This window comes from Sorangium sp. So ce426, from assembly GCF_051475585.1.
Classification (GTDB): domain Bacteria; phylum Myxococcota_A; class Polyangia; order Polyangiales; family Polyangiaceae; genus Sorangium; species Sorangium cellulosum_B.
The window spans coordinates 3,619,812-3,638,156 of sequence record NZ_CP150341.1 but is presented as its reverse complement, the minus strand read 5'-3'; the positions used below and the strand labels follow the sequence as shown (position 1 = coordinate 3,638,156).

Here is an 18,345-nt window from a genome sequence, read left to right as displayed (position 1 = left end):
CGGCCGGCAACCTCAACCTGGGTCGGCCGGCAACCTCAACCTGGGTCGGCCGGCAACCTCAACCCGGGTCGGTGCTATCGGCCCGTGTGGCTCCCGCGCCACGCGAACCTCGATTCGCACTCAGAGGCCGATGTGACGAATATTCGACGCACTCTGCGCACGATTTTTCGTCACCTATGACCACCGCGCCCGGTCGCATCAGAGGCGTTCACGGCGGAATCAAGCCCAAACCCTGGATTCCCGTGTTTTCTGTTTGCCCTGGCTCGATTTTCGCTTATGGCTGCGCTCACTCAGGCCCCCGCTGTCCTTATCGGACGGATCACGACATCCGGCCGACCTGAGCCGCCAGAGACCCTATGCGCACGTTCGTCGAAGTCCTCCAGCAGAATTCGGTGCACGCCGACCGCGCAGTCACGTTCGTTCGCAGCTCCGGGGAGGAGCGAGCGATCAGCTACGCCGAGCTCTGGCTCGAGGCGAGGCGCCGGGCCTACGCGCTTCGCAAGCTCGGGCTCCGCAAGGGCGACCGCGTCGCGCTGATCCTGACGGAGGCCGACGAGTTCGTCCTGACCTTCGTGGGCGCGCTGACGGCAGGCATCGTCGCCGTCCCGATGTACCCGCCGCAGTCGCTGGCCAAGCTCGAGGCGTACGGCGAGACGGTGCAGCACATCCTCGAGGCGTCGGGCGCCAGCGTGCTCGTCACGAACGAGCAGCTCAAGGAGATGATCGACGCCTACCTCGCGGCGAACGGAGAGAGCCGTGAGGCCCTGCCAGGCCTGCGCGTGGTCCTCGAGCGCGACCTGCGCGCGGTCGATGGGTCAGACGCATCCGACGCATCACACGCGGCCGAGCCCTGGCGCGTGTCCCTCGACGACCTCGCGTTCCTGCAGTTCACGTCGGGGAGCACCTCGCGGCCGAAGGGCGTGATGGTGACCCACCGCAACCTGACGGTGAACAGCCACGCCATCATGTTCGACGGGCTGCGCTCCACGCCGGAAGATCGCGGCGTCAGCTGGCTGCCCCTCTACCACGACATGGGGCTCATCGGCTTCGTCATCGCGCCGCTCTACGCGCTCGTGCCGGTGATGTTCCTGCCGACGACGGCGTTCATCCGCCGCCCGTCGCTCTGGCTCGACGCGATCCACAGGTTCCGCGGCACGATCACCTTCGCCCCGAACTTCGCCTTCGCCCTCGCCACGCGCGCCGTCACCGACGCGCAGGCGGGCAGCTGGGACCTCTCCTGCGTGCGCGCGCTCGGGTGCGGCGCCGAGCCGATCCAGGCCGACGTGCTCCGCGCGTTCCTCCGCCGCTTCAGCGAGCGGGGGCTCCGCCCGGAGAGCATCCTCCCCTCGTACGGCATGGCCGAGGCCACGCTGGCGATCACGTTCAGCGACCTCAAGGCCCCGCTCACCACCGATCGCGTGGACGCGAAGGCGATGCAGGCCGGCAAGGCGTGGCCCGCGAACGGCGGCGCCTCGCTGGAGCTCGTCTCCTGCGGTCGCCCCCTCCCCTGCCACGAGCTCATCATCGCGGGCCCCGACGGATCGCCGCTCGGCCCGCGTGAGGTCGGGGAGATCTGGGTGCGCGGCCCGAGCGTCGCCGCCGGCTACTTCAACGAGCCAGAGGCGACGGAGGCCGCGTTCGGAGGGGGCTGGCTGCGGACAGGCGATCTCGGCTATACCGTGGCCGGCGAGGTGTACCTCTGCGGCCGCTCCAAGGACCTCATCATCCTGGGCGGCAAGAACTACTTCCCCCAGGACATCGAGCGCATCGCGTCCTCCGTCGAGGGGGTGCGCGACGGCCACTGCGTCGCGTTCTCGTGCCTCACCGCCGAGGGGGCCGAGCGCGCGATCGTCGTCGCCGAGGCCAAGCGGAGCGTCGCCGGCGTCGCGCAGGCGATCACCCAGGCCGTGCGCGCCCAGCTCGGCGTGCAGCTGTCCGAGGTCGCGCTGATCAAGCGGGGGACGCTGGCGAAGACGTCGAGCGGCAAGGTGCGGCGCCGCGAGATGAAGCGGCGCTTCGAGGCCGGCGAGCTCGAGGTCGCCTCGGACATTGACGAGGGCGCGACGCCCTCTCCCCATGGCGACGTGGTCCGCGCGGGCGGCCCTGTGTCGCGAACCGAAGGGGGCCGCGCGGGCGGCGCCCCGGCACGTGTCGAAGGAGTCATCGATGGGATCCAGTAAGGCCGAGGTCGAGGTCAGCTACGACGTCTCGAACGAGTTCTTCAGGCTCTGGCTCGACGAGCGCATGAACTACACCTGCGCCGTCTACGAGTCCCCCGAGCAGTCGCTCGAGGCCGCGCAGCTGAACAAGCTCCGGATCCTGTCGGACTTCGCCAAGGCGGGGCCCGGGAGGAAGGTGCTCGACATCGGCTGCGGCTGGGGCGCGGCGCTCGAGTACGTGGCCACGGCGCGCGGCGTGACGCGCGCCGTCGGCGTCACCCTGTCCACCGCGCAGGCCGCCGAGGTGAACGCCCGGAAGATCCCCGGCGTCGAGGTGGTCGGCGGCGACTTCCGGACCTTCGCGACGGCCGAGCGGTTCGACAGCCTCATCTCGATCTGCATGATCGATCACCTGTGCTCGCCGGAGGAGGCGCGCCAGGGCAAGGCGATCGACATCTATCGGGCTTACTTCAAGAAGGCCTGGGAGCTCACGAACAAGGGCGCCTGGTTCGGCCTCCAGACCATCCTCCGCAACCGGACGCCGCGGATGACGCCCTGGGGCGGGCTCCCCGCCGGCACGAGGAAAGATCTGGAGGACATCTACTTCGTCACGAAGGAGATCTTCCCCGGCGGCCTGAACCCTCGGCTCGAGGACATCATCCAGGCGGCGAACCCCTACTGGGAGGTGATGCAGGTGAACACGCGGCGCGAGCACTACCAGCGCACCACCGCGGAGTGGCTCCGCCGGCTCAGGCTGAACGAGAAGACCATCCGGTCGACGTGGGGGGACAAGGTCTTCGACGACTACGATCGTTACCTGTCGACGTGCGTGAACGCGTTCGACAAGCACTACAGCTCCCTCGCTCAATACGAGCTTCGCAGGATCGACTGAACCATGACGGACAAGACCAATCTGCTCGAGATTTTCAAGACGGTTGCCGCCCGGGTGGACAAGCGCGAGTTCCCGAACGTCACCGCGGCTTCTGTGATCACGGAGCTCGGCATCGACTCGCTCTCGATGATGCAGATCGTCGGAGAGATGGAGACCGAGCTCGGCGTCATGATTCCGGACGAGGATCTGGTCGAGCTCATCACCGTGGGCGACCTCTGCAAGAAGGTCGGAGAGCGGCTGGAGGCGACCGTATGAGCCGGCTGGAGGAGAAGATCTTCCAGGAGTACATGACGTTCTTCGAGAAGGCGGAGCGCGAGCGCCGCTGGAACGTCTTCCAGGACATCCCCTGGGAGCGCGTGAACAAGGACGCGAGCGAGGAGCTCGCCCTGTGCGCGGAGACCTTCTGCTCGGTCGAGATGTACCTGCCCGACTACGTGTCGAACGGCATCAACCTCGTGCGGAAGTACTTCGGCCAGGCGTGGTTCCAGGCCAACTGGGCGTATGAAGAGTCGAAGCACTCGCTCACGCTGATGCAGTACCTCCTGCGCTCGGGCAAGCGCACGGAGGAGCAGCTCAGCGATCTGCAGCACCAGATCTTCGCGAAGAAGTGGGACCTCCCGTTCCACACGCCGCGGCAGATGACGTTCTACGGCTGCGTGCAGGAGATGGCGACGTTCGTCATCTACGTGAAGCACCGGGAGCGGGCCGCGACGGAGGGCGACGAGTGCCTGCGGACGATCTACGACTACATCGCCCGCGACGAGATCGCCCACTGCCGCTTCTACCAGAGCGTCGTCAAGGTGCTGCTCGAGGAGGACCGGCCGGGCACGCTCGCGGACATGGCGCACGTGTTCGCGAACTTCGAGATGCCGGGCGTCGGGATCGTCCCCGACTACGACTCGCGCATCCTGAAGATGCGCGAGGCCGGCGTCGACCGGAACGTGTTCATCCAGAAGGTCTACATGCCGATCCTCAAGTACCTCGGCGTGGGCCGGCACGAGATGCTCGCCGCCCAGCGCGCCGCGCTCGAGCTTCGCCGCGGCGGTGAGCGCCGTGACCCCTCGCTCGAGGGGCTCGCAAGCGCTCCCAACCTGGACAACACTGCGCCCCAGGCGCTGTCCGCCTGAACCTTCCACCTCCCCCCAACGAGCAAGAGCAGTCCGATGCGAAGGCGCGTCGTCGTGACCGGGATCGGCGCCGTTTGCCCGCTGGGCAACGACGTCGCCACCACCTGGCAAAACCTCCTCGCCGGCCGATCCGGCGTGGACTACATCCGCGATTTCCCCGTCGACAGGCTCCGCAGCGACATCGCGGCCAGCGTGAAGGGGTTCGATGTCGCGAGGTACCTGTCGCCCAAGGAGGCGGAGATCTATGGCCGCGTGACCCACTTCAGCCTCGCGGCCGCGGTGGAGGCGCTGCGCGAGGCCGGCATCGCGCCGATCGAGCGCGCCTCCGCCGCGGAGGACGAGGCGGCGGAGCGCGCGGGCGCGCGGGCCCAGGGCGCGCCGCCGCTCGCGGCCGCGGCGCCGGCGAGCGGCTTCGACCGGACCCGCGTCGGGTGCCTGATGTCCACGGGCATGGGGTCGGTCGAGATCTTCGAAGAGCAGGTCGGCAGGAGCGCGGCGCGCGGCCCGCGGGCCGTGTCGCCCTACTTCATCCCGGGGGTCATGCCGAACGGCGCCGCGGCGCTCATCTCCATGCGATACGGGCTCATGGGGCCTTCGTACAACCTCGCGAGCGCGTGCGCGACGGGCACGCACTCGATCGCGACCTCGGCCCTGATGATCGAGGCGGGCGAGGCCGACGTGATGGTCGCGGGGGGCGCCGAGGCCGCGACGCGGCTCAACACCGTCGCGGGGTTCGGCAACGCGAAGGCGCTCGCCAGGGCCGTCGACGGCGACCCGGCGCGCGCGAGCCGCCCGTTCGACCGGCGCCGCCAGGGCTTCGTGATGGGCGAGGGAGCAGGCGCGCTCGTGCTCGAGGAGGAGCAGCACGCGCTCGCGCGCGGCGCGAAGCCGCTCGCCGTCGTGGCCGGCTTCGGGATGACCACGGACGCGGAGCACCTCACGCGGCCGCACTCGGGGGGGCTCGGGCTCGCGCTCGCGCTTCAGCGCGCCCTCGCCAGGGCGGGCACGGCGCCGGAGGCGATCGGCTACATCAACCCGCACGCGACCTCGACGCCGCAGGGCGACGCCGCCGAGGTGCTCGCGCTGCGGCGCGTCTTCGGCGAGCGCCTCGCGCGCATCCCGATCTCGGCGACCAAGTCGATGATCGGGCACCTGCTCGGCGGCGCCGGCGCCGTCGAGACGATCGCGGTCGTGTGCTCGCTGCGCGACCAGCTGCTGCACCCGTCGATCAACGTGGATGAGCTCGATCCGGAGTGCTCCCTGGACGTCGTGAGGGAGCGGCGGGCGGTCGATCTGCGTCACGCGGTGAAGTGCTCGGCGGGCTTCGGCGGGCACAACTGCGCGCTTGTGCTGGAGCGGGCGTAGCGCCGGCGACCGCGCCACGGCTGGCGGCCCCCCGCGCCCGGCTCTACGTAGGGCCCATGGCAGCCCACAAGAACAGGCTCGCGAGCGAGTCGTCGCCGTACCTCCTGCAGCACGCGCACAACCCGGTCGCGTGGTACCCGTGGGGCGCCGAGGCGCTCGATCTCGCGCGCCGAGAGGACAAGCCGATCCTCCTGTCCATCGGCTACGCCGCCTGCCACTGGTGCCACGTGATGGAGCGCGAGTCGTTCGAGGACGAGGCGATCGCCCGGCACATGAACGACCTCTTCGTGAACATCAAGGTCGACCGGGAAGAGCGGCCCGATCTCGACCACATCTACCAGCTCGTCGTGCAGCTCATGGGCCGGAGCGGCGGCTGGCCGCTGACGGTGTTCCTCACCCCGGATCAGCGCCCCTTCTTCGCGGGCACGTACTTCCCGCCGAAGGACGCGCTCGGCATGCCCGGCTTCCCGAAGGTGCTCGACAAGATCGCCGACGCCTTCAGGAACCGGCGCGACGACGTCGAGCAGCAGGCGCAGGAGATCACCCATGCCATCGAGCGCGCGCAGCGCGCGCCGGCGCGCGCTGCAGGCGTCGTCGCGCCCGCGCCGTCCGATCTGCTCCGGCGCGCGTCGCGGCAGCTGCTCGCGCGCCTCGATCCCCGCCACGGCGGCATCGGATCGCGGCCGAAGTTCCCGAACACCATGGCGCTCGACGTGCTGCTCCGCCGCGGCGTGCTGGAGGGCGATCGCGTCGCGGCGGAGGGCGTCGAGCTCACGCTGGACAGGATGCGGGACGGCGGCATCTGGGATCACCTGCGCGGCGGCTTCCACCGCTACTCGACGGACGAGCGCTGGCTCGTGCCCCACTTCGAGAAGATGCTCTACGACAACGCGCTCCTCCTGCGCCTCTACGCCGACGGGTTCCGCGCGTTCAAGAAGCCGATCTACGCCGAGACGGCGCGCGAGATCGTCGGCTACCTGTTCGCCGAGATGCGCGCCCCGGAGGGCGGCTTCTACGCGTCGCAGGACGCCGACTCGGAGGGGCGCGAGGGCAAGTTCTTCGTGTGGACGCTCGAGCAGCTCCGCGACGCCGTCGGCGAGGATCAGCTCGCGTACGACGTGGCCCGCCTCGTCTTCGGCATCAGCGAGGAGGGCAACTTCGAGGACAGCGGCGCGACGGTGCTCTCGCAGCACCGCACGCTCGATCAGGCCGCGGCGGTCATCGACGACGGCACGGGAGGCGGCCCCTCGACCCACCTCGATCGGTGCCGCGACGCGCTCGCGCGCGCCAGGGTCGCGATGCTCGCGGCGCGCGACGCGAGGCCTCGGCCGGCGCGCGACGACAAGGTGCTCGCGAGCTGGAACGGGCTGCTCATCGGGGCGCTCGCCGACGCCGGGCGCGCGCTGGACGAGCCCGCCTGGGTCGACGCCGCGGCGCGCGCCTTCGCGCTGCTCGAGCGGAAGCTCCTCCGCGGCGGCCGCGTCGGCCGCTATCTCAAGGACGGCGCGCCTCCCGGCGCGAAGAGCGAGCAAGGCGGCTCCGGGGCGGCCGTGCGCGACGTCCGGCCAGGGTTCCTCGACGATCAAGCGTACCTCGGGAACGCGGCCCTCGACCTCTACGAGGCCACCTCCGACCCGCGCTACGTCGACGTCGCGCGCGCGATCGCCGACGCGATGATCGCGCACCACTGGGACGAGGCCACGCCCGGCTTCTTCTTCACGCCGGACGACGGCGACGCGCTGATCGCGCGCACGCAGGACATCTACGATCAGGCCGCGCCCTCGGCCGCCTCGATGGCGGCGCTCCTCTGCCTGCGCCTCTCCGAGATCGCCGACGAGCGTTACCTCTCACCGGCAGAGCGGCAGCTGGACGCCCTCGCGCCGACGGCGCTCGAGAACGCCTTCGGTCTCGGCCAGACCGTGTGCGTGCTCGACCGCCTGACACGCGGTGCAGTGACGGTCGTGGTGGTCGGCGAGGCGGGCTCGGCGTCGGCGGCCGAGCTCACGCGCGAGGCGTTCAAGGCGTACCTGCCGAACCGGGCGGTCGTGCTCGTGGATCCGGCTCGGCCGGAGAGCGCCGCGGCGGTCAAGGTCGTCGCCGAGGGCAAGCCCGCGCGCCCTGATGGGGCGGTCGCCTACGCATGTCGCGGGCGGACGTGCTCGGCGCCGGTCACGACGGCGGCCGACCTCAAGGCGCTGCTGGCGTGACGCGGCACGCGCCGAGCTCGCACGGGCCGCGATCCGGGGCGCCTCCGCAGGTACAGCCGGACACCGGGCCCGGCGCGTGGGTCTGCGCGCATCCACGTCCGACGCCTTCGGCGCGGGCGTCGCTCGGAGCGCAGACCTCCACGTCGAGCCTCGAGTCGTCGTCGAAGTCCGTGACGAAGGTGCAGCTGCAGCGGTAGGGCGTGCCCTGCTCAGGGCGGCACGCCGGCGAGAGCACCACGCACAGCAGGGCTCCCGCGCGCGCCGCCCGGATGAGCCACCTACGGCGTGACGGTACCGCCACCCTTGTCGCCGCCAGCCTTGTTCCCGCCCGTGTTGCTCTCGCGGATGTGGAACTCGACGCGCCGGTTCTTCTGGCGCCCGGCCTCGGTGTTGTTGTCGTCGATCGGCCGCTTCGGACCGAAGCCCGCCGCCGTGAGCCGGGCGGGATCGATGCCGCCCCGCTCGATCAGGTACGTCCTGACCGAGTGAGCGCGATCGTTCGAGAGCTTCTCGTTGAGCTGGTCCGAGCCCCGGTTGTCGGTGTGGCCCTCGATCGCGACGAGCGTGATCTCGGGGTTCACCTTCAAGAGCCGGACGACCTCGTCGAGGATGCTGTAGCTGTTCGGCAAGATCCTCGCGCTGCCGGTCGCGAACTGCACCTGCTTCAGGATCTGGATCTCGCTCGACCCCGTGATGCGGCGGATGAACTGCGGGCAGCCGTTCTTCGTCGGCTCGGGGCTCGGCTGGCCCGGCTCCTTGGGGCAGGCGTCCTTCGCGTCCGGGATGCTGTCCTCGTCGGCGTCGTCCTCCGGGCAGCCGTCGGCGTCGTTGATCTTGTCGAAGTCCTCGGGCTGATCCGGGCACTTGTCGCTGGTGTCCGGGATGCCGTCGCCGTCGCGATCGGGCAGCGCCGGGCAGCCGTCGTCGCGGTTCGGCGGCTTGCCGTCCTCGGGATCGGTCGGGCAGAGATCGATGTCGTCGGGGAGCCCGTCCTTGTCCGTGTCCGCGGCGCGCGGCGGGACCGCCTGGAAGCGCCTGCCAGGAGACATGGGCTCGACGTCCTTGATGCCGAACGAGTAGCCGATGACCCCGACCATCCGGAAATCCGGCGCGTAGCCGCCCGACAGCCGCGTTCCGGCGCCGACCCCGAGCCACCCCTTCTTCCGCTGATCGAGCGCGAGCCGCCCCTCGGCCATCCACTCCAGCGGCGTGTTGTCGCCGGTGAACGTCGTGCCGCGGCCGAGGCCCGTCGATCCGAAGATCTGCGCGCCGAGCCGCAGCGCCCCGTTCCGCAGCGGGAGGAAGCCGCCGACCCCCCACCTCCACTCGTTCGTCACGGCGAAGTCGTTGAGCGATGAGTACGGACGGAAGTGCACCCCGGTGTTCAGGACGAAGAACATCGACTTGAGATCGATCTCCCCCGAGAGCCCGATCATCGCGCTCGCGGCGTTGTCGCCCGAGAACGAGAGCTTGCTGCCGGTCGGCACCCACGCCGTCACGTTGGCGCCCAGCTTGAAGAAGCGATCCTCGGTGCGGTACAGGATCGCCCGCCCGTCGAGCCGGATGTCCATGAGCGCGGCGGTCGACGGGCTCGCCGCGTCCTCTGCGCCGGCGACGCTCGGGTCGTTCGTCGGGTTGCTCGTCTGGAGGGCGATGATCGGCAGCCCCACCTGGAACGAGAAGCGGTCGAGCAGCTCGACGCCCCCGTTGAAGTAGCCGATGAGCTGCGAGGACACCGGCGAGCCGTGTTCCCTGCTGAACCGCCCCGCGGCCTGCTCGTCATTCAGCATGTTCTCGACCCGGAAGGGATTGAGGCCGAGCCCGAGCCCGAACTGCCCGAAGAAGCGCGTCTCCGGCGCCACCTGCGGTCGCCAGAGCGCGATCGAGTCGTCGGGAGCGCCGGCCATGTAGAGCCGGTCCAGGTAGAACGTTCTCGTCTGCGCGCTCACAGGGAGCGCGCTCAAGAACAAGGCTCCCGCCGCAGCAGCCGCCAGCGCGCGTCGCTTGACGCCCCGTGCGGGCGCGTGCTGCTTTTCCCCCTCATGTCCTCCGGTGCGCGTCAAATTCCCTCCTGTGACCCGCTCTTGAACGACCGTTGCGGTCGATCGGAGGCTACACGCTAACCCAGGCCTCTAGAAAGGTGAGAGAGAACGGCGAACGTGGGCAAGGCGCGTCATCTCCCGTCACCGCGCGTAACCGCCCGTGACCGCGCGTAACCGCGTCGTCTGGTGTTGACCTGGGCCAAATGCCGTGCTTTCTTGCGCGCCCGCTTGACGTGCGGCCAGGATGCCGCCGTTCGCGGTCCAGACCGAGGGACCACCAGCCATGAAGCGCACCTACCAGCCCCATAACACCCGCCGCGCCCGGACCCACGGCTTCCGTGCGCGTATGGCGACCGCCGGCGGTCGCAAGGTCATCAACAACCGCCGCCGCAAGGGCCGCGCCCGGCTCGCGCCCACCATCTACAAGAAGTAACGCGGCGGTGATGGCGCCAGCGCAACCGCGCTCGTCGGCGTCCTCCTCCTCGTTCCCGCGCGAGCGCCGCATTCGCAGGCGGGCAGAATTCGTCTGCATCCAGAACGGTGGTCATCGCGTCAGCACCCGCCACCTGCTGATCCTCGTCGCGGCCCCCACCGAGGGCGCTGCTCGCGGCGGGGCCCTCCGCGGCACGAAGAGCGCTGCCGCGCCTGTCCCATCCGGGGCGCCTCGCCTGGGCCTCGTCGCCTCGCGCAAGGTGGGCGGCGCTGTGGCGCGCAACCGCGCGAAGCGCCTGCTCAGGGAGGCGTTCCGGAGATTCCCGGAGCTCTTCCCGGAGCGCGTCGACATCGTGGTGATCCTCCGCACCGGCGCCGGCTCGCTCGGCCTCGATGACGTCCTCGCGGAGCTTCGTGGCGTGGTTCCGGTGCTCCGCCGCCGGGCAAAGGAGGCGCTCACTGCCGCGTCGCGCGCGCGAACGGAGGTCGTGGCCGAGCGCCGCGCAAGCGATCCACCGGCGCCCGCGCCAGACCCGACTGACCCGACCAACCCGACCGACCCAGCCGGCAGCTAGAAGATGGCGCGGCATACCTTGCGCCCTGGTGCGCTGGGCCCCAAGCTCCTCGCTCTCTCACGGCTCACCGCATGCTGGCGACGCTCCTCCTCGCGCTGATCCGCGCCTACCAGATGACGCTCTCCAGGCTCATCGTGGCGTTGATGGGCCCGGTCTGTCGGTTCGAGCCCTCCTGCTCGCGCTACGCCGCCGCCTGCATCGTGGACCACGGGGCGCTCCGGGGGAGCTTGCTTTCGCTCAAGCGACTGTGTAGGTGTCACCCGTTTCATCCAGGCGGGTTCGACCCTCCGCCACCTCGTCTTCGCCGTGCCGCGGCTGCCCGGATGCCGCGTCAACGGGACGCTGACCCGCGGGATACGACACGCTGTTCGTCTACTGGCGCGGAGCTCGCCTCGCGCGCCTCATCCCCCTGTCGAGCGGGCTTCAGCGGCCGGGTCACCCTCATGGACTAATCCCGCTCGGCCATCGACAAGGCCCCCTGCGGCACGGCGCCCGACACGCCGCGGAGCGAAGCCCGCACGAAGCGACCCTGGGCAGCCTCGTGAGGCGTCACGAGACGCCCGTAGCGAAGGGCGCGGCTCGAGATCCTGGGATCGACGAAGGACTTCATGGAACGCAGCAATATCGCCAAATGGCTGTTCCTCGGCCTCGCCATCATCCTGTTCTTCCAGTTCGGCAAGCCGCTCCTCTTCGGTGAGGGCGCGCCGCAGCTGCAGCCGCTCGACGTCAACGACAGCACGGCCCCCGCCGAGCGCGCTCCCCCGGAGATGTGCGTCATCGACGGAGACCGCTTCAAGGCTGAGCTATCGACGCACGGCGGGTCGCTCCGGCACCTCTGGATGACGGACCCGAAGTACACGACGGGGAACGGCGAGCGCAGGCCGATGGACCTGGTCACGACCTCGCTCGAGTCGCGGATGCCTCTCAGGACGGACCTGCACCTGCCTGGCGGCAGCGCGCAGCAGGTGCCGTTCGACGACCTCGACTGGAAGCTCTCGGCGCAGGACGGCAAGAGCTGCACGTTCACCTACGCCGACAGCGCGACGAGGCTCACCAAGGTCGTCGCGGCCACGGGGCGTCCCTTCGAGCTCTCGGTGCAGATGACGGTCGAGAACCTCGCGCAGGAGCCGCGCAAGCACCGGCTCGCCGTCGAGCAGACCGCGTGGCGGACCCAGAAGGAGACGGAGGGCCATCTCGGCCTGATCTCGGAGTGGATCACCGAGACGGTCGCCGCGACCGACCAGAAGACCGAGCGCCAGCTCCCCGACGCCTTCGAGCCGGGCGACTTCAAGGACCCGGAGTTCACCGCCGAGCGCTGGCGGCGCACCCCGGGCAACGCGCGGTTCGCCGCCGTCTCGAGCAGCTACTTCAGCAAGATCGCGATCCCGCTGGAAGGGCCAGGGCAGCCCACGGCCGAGACGCAGATCGAGGACGTCTGGGATACCTCGAAGTTCCAGGACAAAAGCAAGGACCCGAGCTACGGGCACATCTATCGCGCGCGGCTCGCCTATCCGGAGCACGAGCTCGCGCCCGGCGGCGCGGTGACCTACAAGCTCCTGTCCTTCACCGGGCCGAAGGAGCGCGAGCTGCTCGCCGCCGTGGATCACGGGGCGAGCGAGGTCATCAACCTCGGCTGGTTCTCGCCGATCGCGAAGCTCCTCGTCTCGTACCTCTATGTCCTCTACGGCGCCGTGGGCAGCTGGGGCTGGGCCATCGTCCTGCTCACCATCACGGTCCGGCTCCTGCTCTTCCCGCTGAGCATCCAGCAGATCAAGAGCGCCGCGGCGATGCGCAAGCTCAAGCCGGAGATGGATGAGATCAACGCGAGGTACAAGGACGACGCCGCCCAGCGCGGCCTCGCGATGCAGGAGCTCTGGCGCAAGAACAAGGTCGCGAACCCGGTCGTGGGCTGCTTCCCGATGCTGCTCCAGATGCCGGTATGGTTCGCCCTCTACACCGCGCTCCAGACCGCGGTGGAGCTCTACCACACCCCGTTCGGCCCCGTGATTCCGGACCTGTCGGCCCCGGGAAAGTACTTCATCATTCCCATCGTCCTCGGCGGCTCGAGCTTCATCCAGCAGAAGCTCATGCCCCCGCAGGGCGACCCGGCGCAGCAGAAGATGATGCTGTACCTGATGCCCGGCATCTTCACCGCGATGATGCTCTTCCTCCCGGCCGGCCTCGGCGTTTACATGTTGACGAACACCTGGCTCGGCATCGGGCAGCAGGTGCTCGTCGAGCGCTACCTGAAGGCGAAGAACGAACGGGCCGGCGGCATCCAGGTGCGAGAGGTCGCGAGCGCGGAGCCCCAATCCGCGATGAAGAAGACTCCGGGCGACGACGACAAGTCGGCCCCTGCTCTCGGAAAGGGAAAAGCACGTGTCCGTGGATAGTGAAGTTGCCGAAAGGGGAATCGACGCGGCGGACGTCGATGTCGATGCCGAGGCGCAGGGCGCTGGCGACGCGGCCGAGTTCGAGGAGGACGGGCGCGCCGACATCGCGCTCGACTTCGTCATCGATGTGCTGGCGGCGATGGGCATGGACTGCACCGTCGACCTCCTCGAGAACGAGGAGGAGGATCCGCCCGAGGAGATCCGGCTCGAGATCGAGGGGAAGGACGCGGGCCGCGTGATCGGCAAGAAGGGGCAGACGCTCTCGGCGCTGCAGTTCCTCGCCAACCGCGTGATCAACCGGCCGGGCAAGAAGCGGCGTCATGTGATCATCGACGCCGAGGGCTACCGGCAGCGGCGCGAGGACACGCTCTCTTCCATGGCGCGCAGGCTGGGCAAGCAGGCGGTCGAGGAGGGCAAGATCATCACCTTCGAGCCGATGAACCCGCAGGACCGCCGCGTCGTCCACCTGGCGCTGGCGAAGTTCCCGGGCGTCGTCACCAAGAGCGACGGCGAGGGAGAGGCCCGCCGCGTGCAGATCATCCCCGTCCGCCGCTGAGGCTGAAGGCCCGGCACGAAGCGCGCCCCCAACGCGCACCCAACGCACGCCCAACGCACGCCCAACGCACACCTGACGCCCACCAGGCGCGCGCATCAAGAGCGACTGCGCCGCTGCCGGCGTTGACACCGGATCGCCCGCATGCATAATGCCGCACCTCTCCGGTACCCCCCGGGGAGGTGCGCGGGCACGCGCTCGCGCCCATGTTCTCCCGGAACCGCAACCGGGTTCCATCTGCGTTCATCGCGTGAAGCACGAGGGCCGCGCGCGGCCCCCGCTCCGCCGGACGCAGTCCCCGAACGGCGGCGGCCCAGCCCCCTTGAGCACGGGCACGGGACCGCGAAGACGGATCCCCGACCCTTTGAAGGATTGACCGACCATGCAGACCTCGAACATCCTCGCGAAGATCGAAGCTCCCCTGTTCCGCGAGGGGATCCCGGATTTCCGGGTCGGCGATACGGTGCGCGTCCACTACCGGATCGTCGAGGGCGAGAAGGAGCGCATCCAGGTGTTCCAGGGTGTCGTTCTGAAGCGCCACCGCGCCGGGGTCCGGAGCACCTTCACCGTGCGCAAGGTGAGCTTCACGGTCGGCGTCGAGCGCATGTTCCTCCTCCACAGCCCCCGCATCGACAAGGTCGAGATCGTCTCGCGCGGCGTGGTCCGCCGTTCGCGGCTCTTCTACCTGCGCAACCTGGCAGGCAAGGCCGCTCGCGTCCGCGACGCAAAGGATTGATCCCGCCGGCCGGCACCCCGGCCGCGAGCAGAGCGCTCCCGCAGAGCAGATTGCCAGGGGGACAGCCGGCTCCCTGGTTCGATCGCGCGCGCAAGCATCCATGGCACGGCGCGGAAGCAGCTGTGCGCTGGGCGGCGACGCGTGCATGCGCGCGCACGCACCGCGTTGCCGGCCTGTAGCAAGGGTTCTCGCATACTTCTTCCTTGATCCTCGGCCGAGCGGCCACGGTATGCTCGCGGCGGCGGTGCCCCAGCGCCGCGAAACCCGAGAAGGATCACCATGCTCTGTCCGCGTTGCGGTGCGCCCGCGACCCCCGCCGATAAATTCTGCGCTGTGTGCGCCTCGCCGCTCACCCCGTCGGGGCCTGGAGCGTTCGGGGCTCCTCCGCCGCCGCCGCCTCCTCCTCCGCCGTTTCCTGCTCCGGGCTTCGGTGCGCCCCCCGAGCCTCCCCCGAACTATGGCTCGCCGAGCGGCGGTTTTGGTCCGCCCCCGCCGGCGCCTTTCGGGGCTCCTCCAGGCCCGCCTCCCGGGTTCCCGCCGGCGCCCGAGGGCAACCCGGCTGGCTTCGGTCCGCCTCCGCCCTTCGGGCCGCAGCCTGGTGGCTTCGGTGCGCCCCAGCCGCCGCCTCCGGTGCCGCTGAAGCCGCCGCCGTTCCCGCCGGAGCCGCCGATCTACGGCGCGCCGGGCGGAGGCTACGGCTCGGCCCCGAGCTTCCCGGAGCAGCAGGGCAGCTATCCCGGCCCTCCGCCCCCGCGGCCCGGCTTCGGCCCGCCCCAGCAGCCCGGCTTCGGTCCGCCGCCGCAGCCGCAGGGCGCGCGCTGCGTGCAGGGGCACGCGATCCCGGCGGGCGGCTCGTTCTGCATGGAAGGAGGCCACCCGATCGCCCTCGACGGCATCCAGATGAGCGGCGATCCCTTCAACCAGACGGCCTATGCGCCCAACCAGCAAGGGGCATCCGCGCCGCCGCCGATACCGCAGGCGAGCGGCAGCGGCGCCTACGGCGAGCCGCCGCAGCCACAGCAGAACCTCGCCCCGCCGGGCCCGCCGCCCGCGTACATCCCGCCTCCTCCCGCGGTGCGTCCGGCGACGCCGGCGCCGCCGAGGGCCGCGGGGCAGGAGAGCCGCCGCACCCTCGCCGGCTTCCTCGTCAGCTTCCAGGACGACGCGCTCGGCAGGTTCTGGCCGCTCTGGCAAGGCAAGAACATCGTCGGCCGCGCCGAGACAGGGCAGAAGGTCGACATCGAGATAGCGCACGGGACGACCTCGACCCACCACGCGACGCTCGAAATCGACGGCGGTCGGATCGTCCTCGCCGACCTCGGCTCCACCAACGGGACATTCCACAACGAGGAGGCGATCGGCTTCCAGGGCCGACGCGAGCTGCGCGATGGCGACAAGATCCGCTTCGGCGGGTTCAGCGTCATCCTGCTCAGCGTGGCCGCGCGGGCCTGACGGGCCCATCGCACGAGGAGAGGCGTTGCCGAGCCTGGCCCCCTTCCCCCGCGACGTTCGACCGGCACCTGGCGCCCCTGCCAGGCTGCGTGAAAACCAACCGGATAGCCGCCGCCAGCGCGCGGCGGCCGCCCCGCTCGCGCAGGGAGCGCTCCTCGGCTCCCTCGCGCCCGCTGGAGATCCCCACGCATGACTCCCTCTCATGACGCGACTCGCCCGATCCACTCCATGAGCGCCTCCGCCCGTCGCGGCAGGCGCGAGGGCAAGGCCCTGCGCTGCGCGAGGCTCCTCGCGCTCGCGGCCGCTGTCCTCGCGCTCCTCGCCGGACAGCGCCGCGCCGAGGCCGCGCCCGAGGCGCACGTGCTCCGCATCGACCCGCGCGCGAGCACCGTGGACGGCTCGCCCGTGCTCACGACCGTGCTCGAGGTCGTGCAGAACAAGCGCCTCAGCGACCTCACCCGCAACTGCGCCGCGCTCACCGGCAACGCGAACCTCGACTGCGTCGCCGACGCGATCGAGCAGCCGTCGGCGCTCTACTCGTCGTTCGACTTCCCGGACAAGAACGCGATCCTCTCCGTCACGGTCGACGGCACGGATCTTCCGGCGAAGTTCGAGTCGAAGGCGCGGTGGGGCGACAGCGCCGGTCAGCCGGGCGTCGGGACGGCGTGGCTCATCCTCATCGACGCCGCGTCGAGCATGGGCAACCGCTTCGACGAGGCGAAGGCGGTCGCGAGCGCGTTCGTCAACGCGATGCAGCCGAACGACATCGTCGACGTGATGTTCTTCAACGATCGCGGCGTCGTCGAGGACTCGAAGTGGGTGAGCAACAAGCAGGCGGCCGCGCAGGCGATCGCCGGCGTCGCGCGCACCTACCCGACGCAGGGCCGCACGCGCCCGCTCTTCACGATCATCAAGAACGCCGCCACCGACGCGTTCAAGGAGCTCGGCAACGCAGGTCAGGGCGTCCAGGTGCCGATGCACCAGGCGATGGTGGTCCTCTCGAACGGCTCCGCCGGCGCGGATCCCAGCTCGACCGCCGCCGCGTCGAACCTCCTCCGCGAGTACCTGACGAAGGGGCGGTTCCCCGAGAACAACGACGTCCTGCCGAAGACGCCGGTGCCCGTCATCTCGATCTGGTTCCCGAGCCAGCTCGTCGAGGAGTTCACGGCGAACGCCCGCGAGTTCATGGAGGGGATGGCGAACACCGAGATCGGCGGCTTCTTCAGCGTGGTGCGCGACGGCCAGCAGCGGCGCGCGGCCAACATCGTCAACGCGATCCGCACCCGCTTCAACAAGATGCACATCGTGAAGTGGCGGGTCTCGTGCGTCGCGCCGAGCATCACGCAGACGTTCAAGCTCGCCTTCATCAACACGGATCCGCCGATCGCCGGCGACGCCACCTTCCAGAACGTCCCCGTCGGCATCGATCCGACCGCGTGGCCGCTCGACGTCGACCGCGACGCGACCGACCGCGCGGCGAAGAAGACGCCGATCTATCCCGGCGGCACGGTCAAGATCTTCGGCAACTTCTGCTGGGGTGGCAACGCGCAGCGGGCCGAGATCTACATGGTCCCGAAGAACCAGGCCGCGCCGCAGTCGCTGCAGGGCGGGAACCTCGAGGACGCGAAGAAGGCCCAGCGGACGCTGATCGAGGGCGGGATGCGCGGCAAGGCGATCTCGGCCGGCGACAGCGTCGTCGAGTTCGAGCTCCCGGACACCGACAAGTTCCTCGTCGGCAAGGGCGACCAGACGACGGCGCGCCTCATCATCTACGACAACCAGGCGCGGCGGACGAGCGCGGTCACGGCCGACAAGATCCTCACGCTGAAGGCGAAGGAGGCGCCGCTGCCGTACCTGCTCATCGGCGGCGTGACCTTCGGCGGCGTCGTCATCGTGCTGCTCCTCGTCTCCATCTTCCGCGGCGGCGGGAAGCGGCGCGGCGGCACGGTGGCGGCCGCGCCCCCGAGGCCCATCGTGGCCGGGAGCGGGCCGCCTCCGCCCTACGCGCCCGCGCCGCCGCCTCCGGGCGACTTCGGCTATGGCGGCGGGCCGATGATGGGCCCCCCCATGGGCGGGGCCAGCCGGGCGACGCTCTCGGGCCCGGCGGGCATCTTCACCGTGCACCCCGGCGCCGAGGTGCGCGCCGGGCGCGACGGCGCCTCGTGCCTGATCGCGCTGTCGGAGCCGCGCGTCTCCGGCACCCATGCGAGCGTGAAGCTCGAGGCCGGCCAGCTGTTCGTGCGGGACGAGAACTCCAACAACGGGACCTACGTGAACGGCCAGCGCATCGCCGCGGCCGTGTGGACGCTCGTGCCGCCCGGCGCGTCGTTGCGGTTCGGCCCCGTCGAGTTCAGCGTCCGTTTGGAGTAGCGTGTCCGGGGCCCGTTCTCGCGCCCCGAGCGACGCCCCCCC

Annotated in this window: 17 protein-coding genes; 14 read left to right on the top strand and 3 right to left on the bottom strand. The window is 70.3% G+C overall.

The features are described 5' to 3' along the window. Positions 1-356 precede the first annotated feature (356 nt). Genes WMF44_RS13735 through WMF44_RS13710 form a run of 6 tightly spaced genes read left to right on the top strand, consistent with a single transcriptional unit; the run spans position 357 to position 7,750 of the window. Positions 357-2,180, top strand: coding sequence for a fatty acyl-AMP ligase (locus WMF44_RS13735; RefSeq protein WP_437299572.1), 1,824 nt, complete (start codon positions 357-359; stop codon positions 2,178-2,180). Then, positions 2,167-3,051 carry a class I SAM-dependent methyltransferase gene (locus tag WMF44_RS13730; protein WP_437299571.1) on the top strand — a complete coding sequence of 295 codons (885 nt, stop codon included), beginning with the start codon at positions 2,167-2,169 and terminating at the stop codon, positions 3,049-3,051. The genes WMF44_RS13735 and WMF44_RS13730 overlap by 14 nt, the downstream gene beginning before the upstream one ends. A gap of 3 nt (positions 3,052-3,054) precedes the next feature. Beyond that, positions 3,055-3,306, top strand: a complete 252-nt coding sequence (locus WMF44_RS13725; protein ID WP_437299570.1) for an acyl carrier protein — start codon at positions 3,055-3,057, stop codon at positions 3,304-3,306. Further along, positions 3,303-4,178, top strand: coding sequence for an acyl-ACP desaturase (locus WMF44_RS13720; RefSeq protein WP_437299569.1), 876 nt, complete (start codon positions 3,303-3,305; stop codon positions 4,176-4,178). The genes WMF44_RS13725 and WMF44_RS13720 overlap by 4 nt, the downstream gene beginning before the upstream one ends. A 36-nt stretch (positions 4,179-4,214) precedes the next feature. Continuing rightward, the gene (locus WMF44_RS13715; protein WP_437299568.1) at positions 4,215-5,543 is read left to right on the top strand and encodes a beta-ketoacyl-[acyl-carrier-protein] synthase family protein; all 1,329 of its coding nucleotides are present in this window, start codon (positions 4,215-4,217) and stop codon (positions 5,541-5,543) included. A 56-nt stretch (positions 5,544-5,599) separates the two neighbouring features. Beyond that, positions 5,600-7,750 (top strand): thioredoxin domain-containing protein, encoded by a 2,151-nt coding sequence (locus tag WMF44_RS13710; RefSeq protein WP_437299567.1) that lies wholly within the window; start codon positions 5,600-5,602, stop codon positions 7,748-7,750. Here WMF44_RS13710 and WMF44_RS13705 read toward each other — a convergent pair. Both WMF44_RS13705 and WMF44_RS13700 read right to left on the bottom strand, forming a co-directional pair. After that, positions 7,731-7,988, bottom strand: coding sequence for a hypothetical protein (locus WMF44_RS13705; protein WP_437299566.1), 258 nt, complete (start codon positions 7,986-7,988; stop codon positions 7,731-7,733). The two genes, WMF44_RS13710 and WMF44_RS13705, sit on opposite strands and share 20 nt — an antisense overlap. A gap of 40 nt (positions 7,989-8,028) precedes the next feature. Then, positions 8,029-9,714: an OmpA family protein gene (locus WMF44_RS13700; RefSeq protein WP_437299565.1), complete on the bottom strand. Its 1,686-nt coding sequence runs from the start codon at positions 9,712-9,714 to the stop codon at positions 8,029-8,031. Between the two features lie 361 nt (positions 9,715-10,075). Here WMF44_RS13700 and rpmH point away from each other — a divergent pair, with 361 nt between their 5' ends. The 3 genes from rpmH to yidD all read left to right on the top strand — a co-directional run bounded on the left by rpmH (position 10,076) and on the right by yidD (position 11,251). Continuing rightward, complete coding sequence (gene rpmH, locus WMF44_RS13695) at positions 10,076-10,225, top strand: 50S ribosomal protein L34 (protein ID WP_012235155.1); 150 nt, start codon at positions 10,076-10,078, stop codon at positions 10,223-10,225. Positions 10,226-10,235: 10 nt separating this feature from the next. Then, entirely contained in the window at positions 10,236-10,799 is a 564-nt protein-coding gene (gene rnpA, locus WMF44_RS13690) for a ribonuclease P protein component (protein WP_437299564.1), read from the top strand. A 71-nt stretch (positions 10,800-10,870) separates the two neighbouring features. Further along, entirely contained in the window at positions 10,871-11,251 is a 381-nt protein-coding gene (yidD, locus tag WMF44_RS13685; protein ID WP_437299563.1) for a membrane protein insertion efficiency factor YidD, read from the top strand. Here the strand turns inward: yidD and WMF44_RS13680 are convergent. Beyond that, positions 11,248-11,409, bottom strand: a complete 162-nt coding sequence (locus WMF44_RS13680) for a hypothetical protein (protein WP_437299562.1) — start codon at positions 11,407-11,409, stop codon at positions 11,248-11,250. The genes yidD and WMF44_RS13680 overlap by 4 nt on opposite strands. Between WMF44_RS13680 and yidC the strand changes: the two genes are divergently transcribed. The 5 genes from yidC (at position 11,408) to WMF44_RS13655 (ending at position 18,303) form a co-directional block, all read left to right on the top strand. After that, a complete protein-coding gene (yidC, locus tag WMF44_RS13675) occupies positions 11,408-13,192 on the top strand; it encodes a membrane protein insertase YidC (protein WP_437299561.1) in 1,785 nt (594 codons plus the stop codon). The two genes, WMF44_RS13680 and yidC, sit on opposite strands and share 2 nt — an antisense overlap. Next, entirely contained in the window at positions 13,185-13,748 is a 564-nt protein-coding gene (locus WMF44_RS13670; protein ID WP_437299560.1) for a protein jag, read from the top strand. Before yidC ends, WMF44_RS13670 begins: the two co-directional genes overlap by 8 nt. A gap of 379 nt (positions 13,749-14,127) precedes the next feature. Then, a complete protein-coding gene (gene rplS, locus WMF44_RS13665; protein ID WP_012235149.1) occupies positions 14,128-14,481 on the top strand; it encodes a 50S ribosomal protein L19 in 354 nt (117 codons plus the stop codon). Positions 14,482-14,760: 279 nt separating this feature from the next. Further along, positions 14,761-15,933 (top strand): FHA domain-containing protein, encoded by a 1,173-nt coding sequence (locus tag WMF44_RS13660; RefSeq protein WP_437299559.1) that lies wholly within the window; start codon positions 14,761-14,763, stop codon positions 15,931-15,933. Between the two features lie 228 nt (positions 15,934-16,161). Next, positions 16,162-18,303, top strand: a complete 2,142-nt coding sequence (locus WMF44_RS13655; RefSeq protein ID WP_437299558.1) for an FHA domain-containing protein — start codon at positions 16,162-16,164, stop codon at positions 18,301-18,303. Positions 18,304-18,345: the final 42 nt, after the last annotated feature.

Bases quoted from the DNA above. Each gene is read 5' to 3' on its own strand.
- WMF44_RS13710 (WP_437299567.1), top strand. From the start codon at position 5,600: ATGGCAGCCCACAAGAACAGGCTCGCGAGCGAGTCGTCGCCGTACCTC.
- WMF44_RS13680 (WP_437299562.1), bottom strand. From the start codon at position 11,409: ATGAAGTCCTTCGTCGATCCCAGGATCTCGAGCCGCGCCCTTCGCTAC.
- WMF44_RS13730 (WP_437299571.1), top strand. From the start codon at position 2,167: ATGGGATCCAGTAAGGCCGAGGTCGAGGTCAGCTACGACGTCTCGAAC.
- WMF44_RS13715 (WP_437299568.1), top strand. From the start codon at position 4,215: ATGCGAAGGCGCGTCGTCGTGACCGGGATCGGCGCCGTTTGCCCGCTG.
- rnpA (WP_437299564.1), top strand. From the start codon at position 10,236: ATGGCGCCAGCGCAACCGCGCTCGTCGGCGTCCTCCTCCTCGTTCCCG.
- rplS (WP_012235149.1), top strand. From the start codon at position 14,128: ATGCAGACCTCGAACATCCTCGCGAAGATCGAAGCTCCCCTGTTCCGC.
- rpmH (WP_012235155.1), top strand. From the start codon at position 10,076: ATGAAGCGCACCTACCAGCCCCATAACACCCGCCGCGCCCGGACCCAC.
- WMF44_RS13655 (WP_437299558.1), top strand. From the start codon at position 16,162: ATGAGCGCCTCCGCCCGTCGCGGCAGGCGCGAGGGCAAGGCCCTGCGC.
- yidD (WP_437299563.1), top strand. From the start codon at position 10,871: ATGCTGGCGACGCTCCTCCTCGCGCTGATCCGCGCCTACCAGATGACG.
- WMF44_RS13725 (WP_437299570.1), top strand. From the start codon at position 3,055: ATGACGGACAAGACCAATCTGCTCGAGATTTTCAAGACGGTTGCCGCC.
- WMF44_RS13735 (WP_437299572.1), top strand. From the start codon at position 357: ATGCGCACGTTCGTCGAAGTCCTCCAGCAGAATTCGGTGCACGCCGAC.
- WMF44_RS13660 (WP_437299559.1), top strand. From the start codon at position 14,761: ATGCTCTGTCCGCGTTGCGGTGCGCCCGCGACCCCCGCCGATAAATTC.
- yidC (WP_437299561.1), top strand. From the start codon at position 11,408: ATGGAACGCAGCAATATCGCCAAATGGCTGTTCCTCGGCCTCGCCATC.
- WMF44_RS13720 (WP_437299569.1), top strand. From the start codon at position 3,303: ATGAGCCGGCTGGAGGAGAAGATCTTCCAGGAGTACATGACGTTCTTC.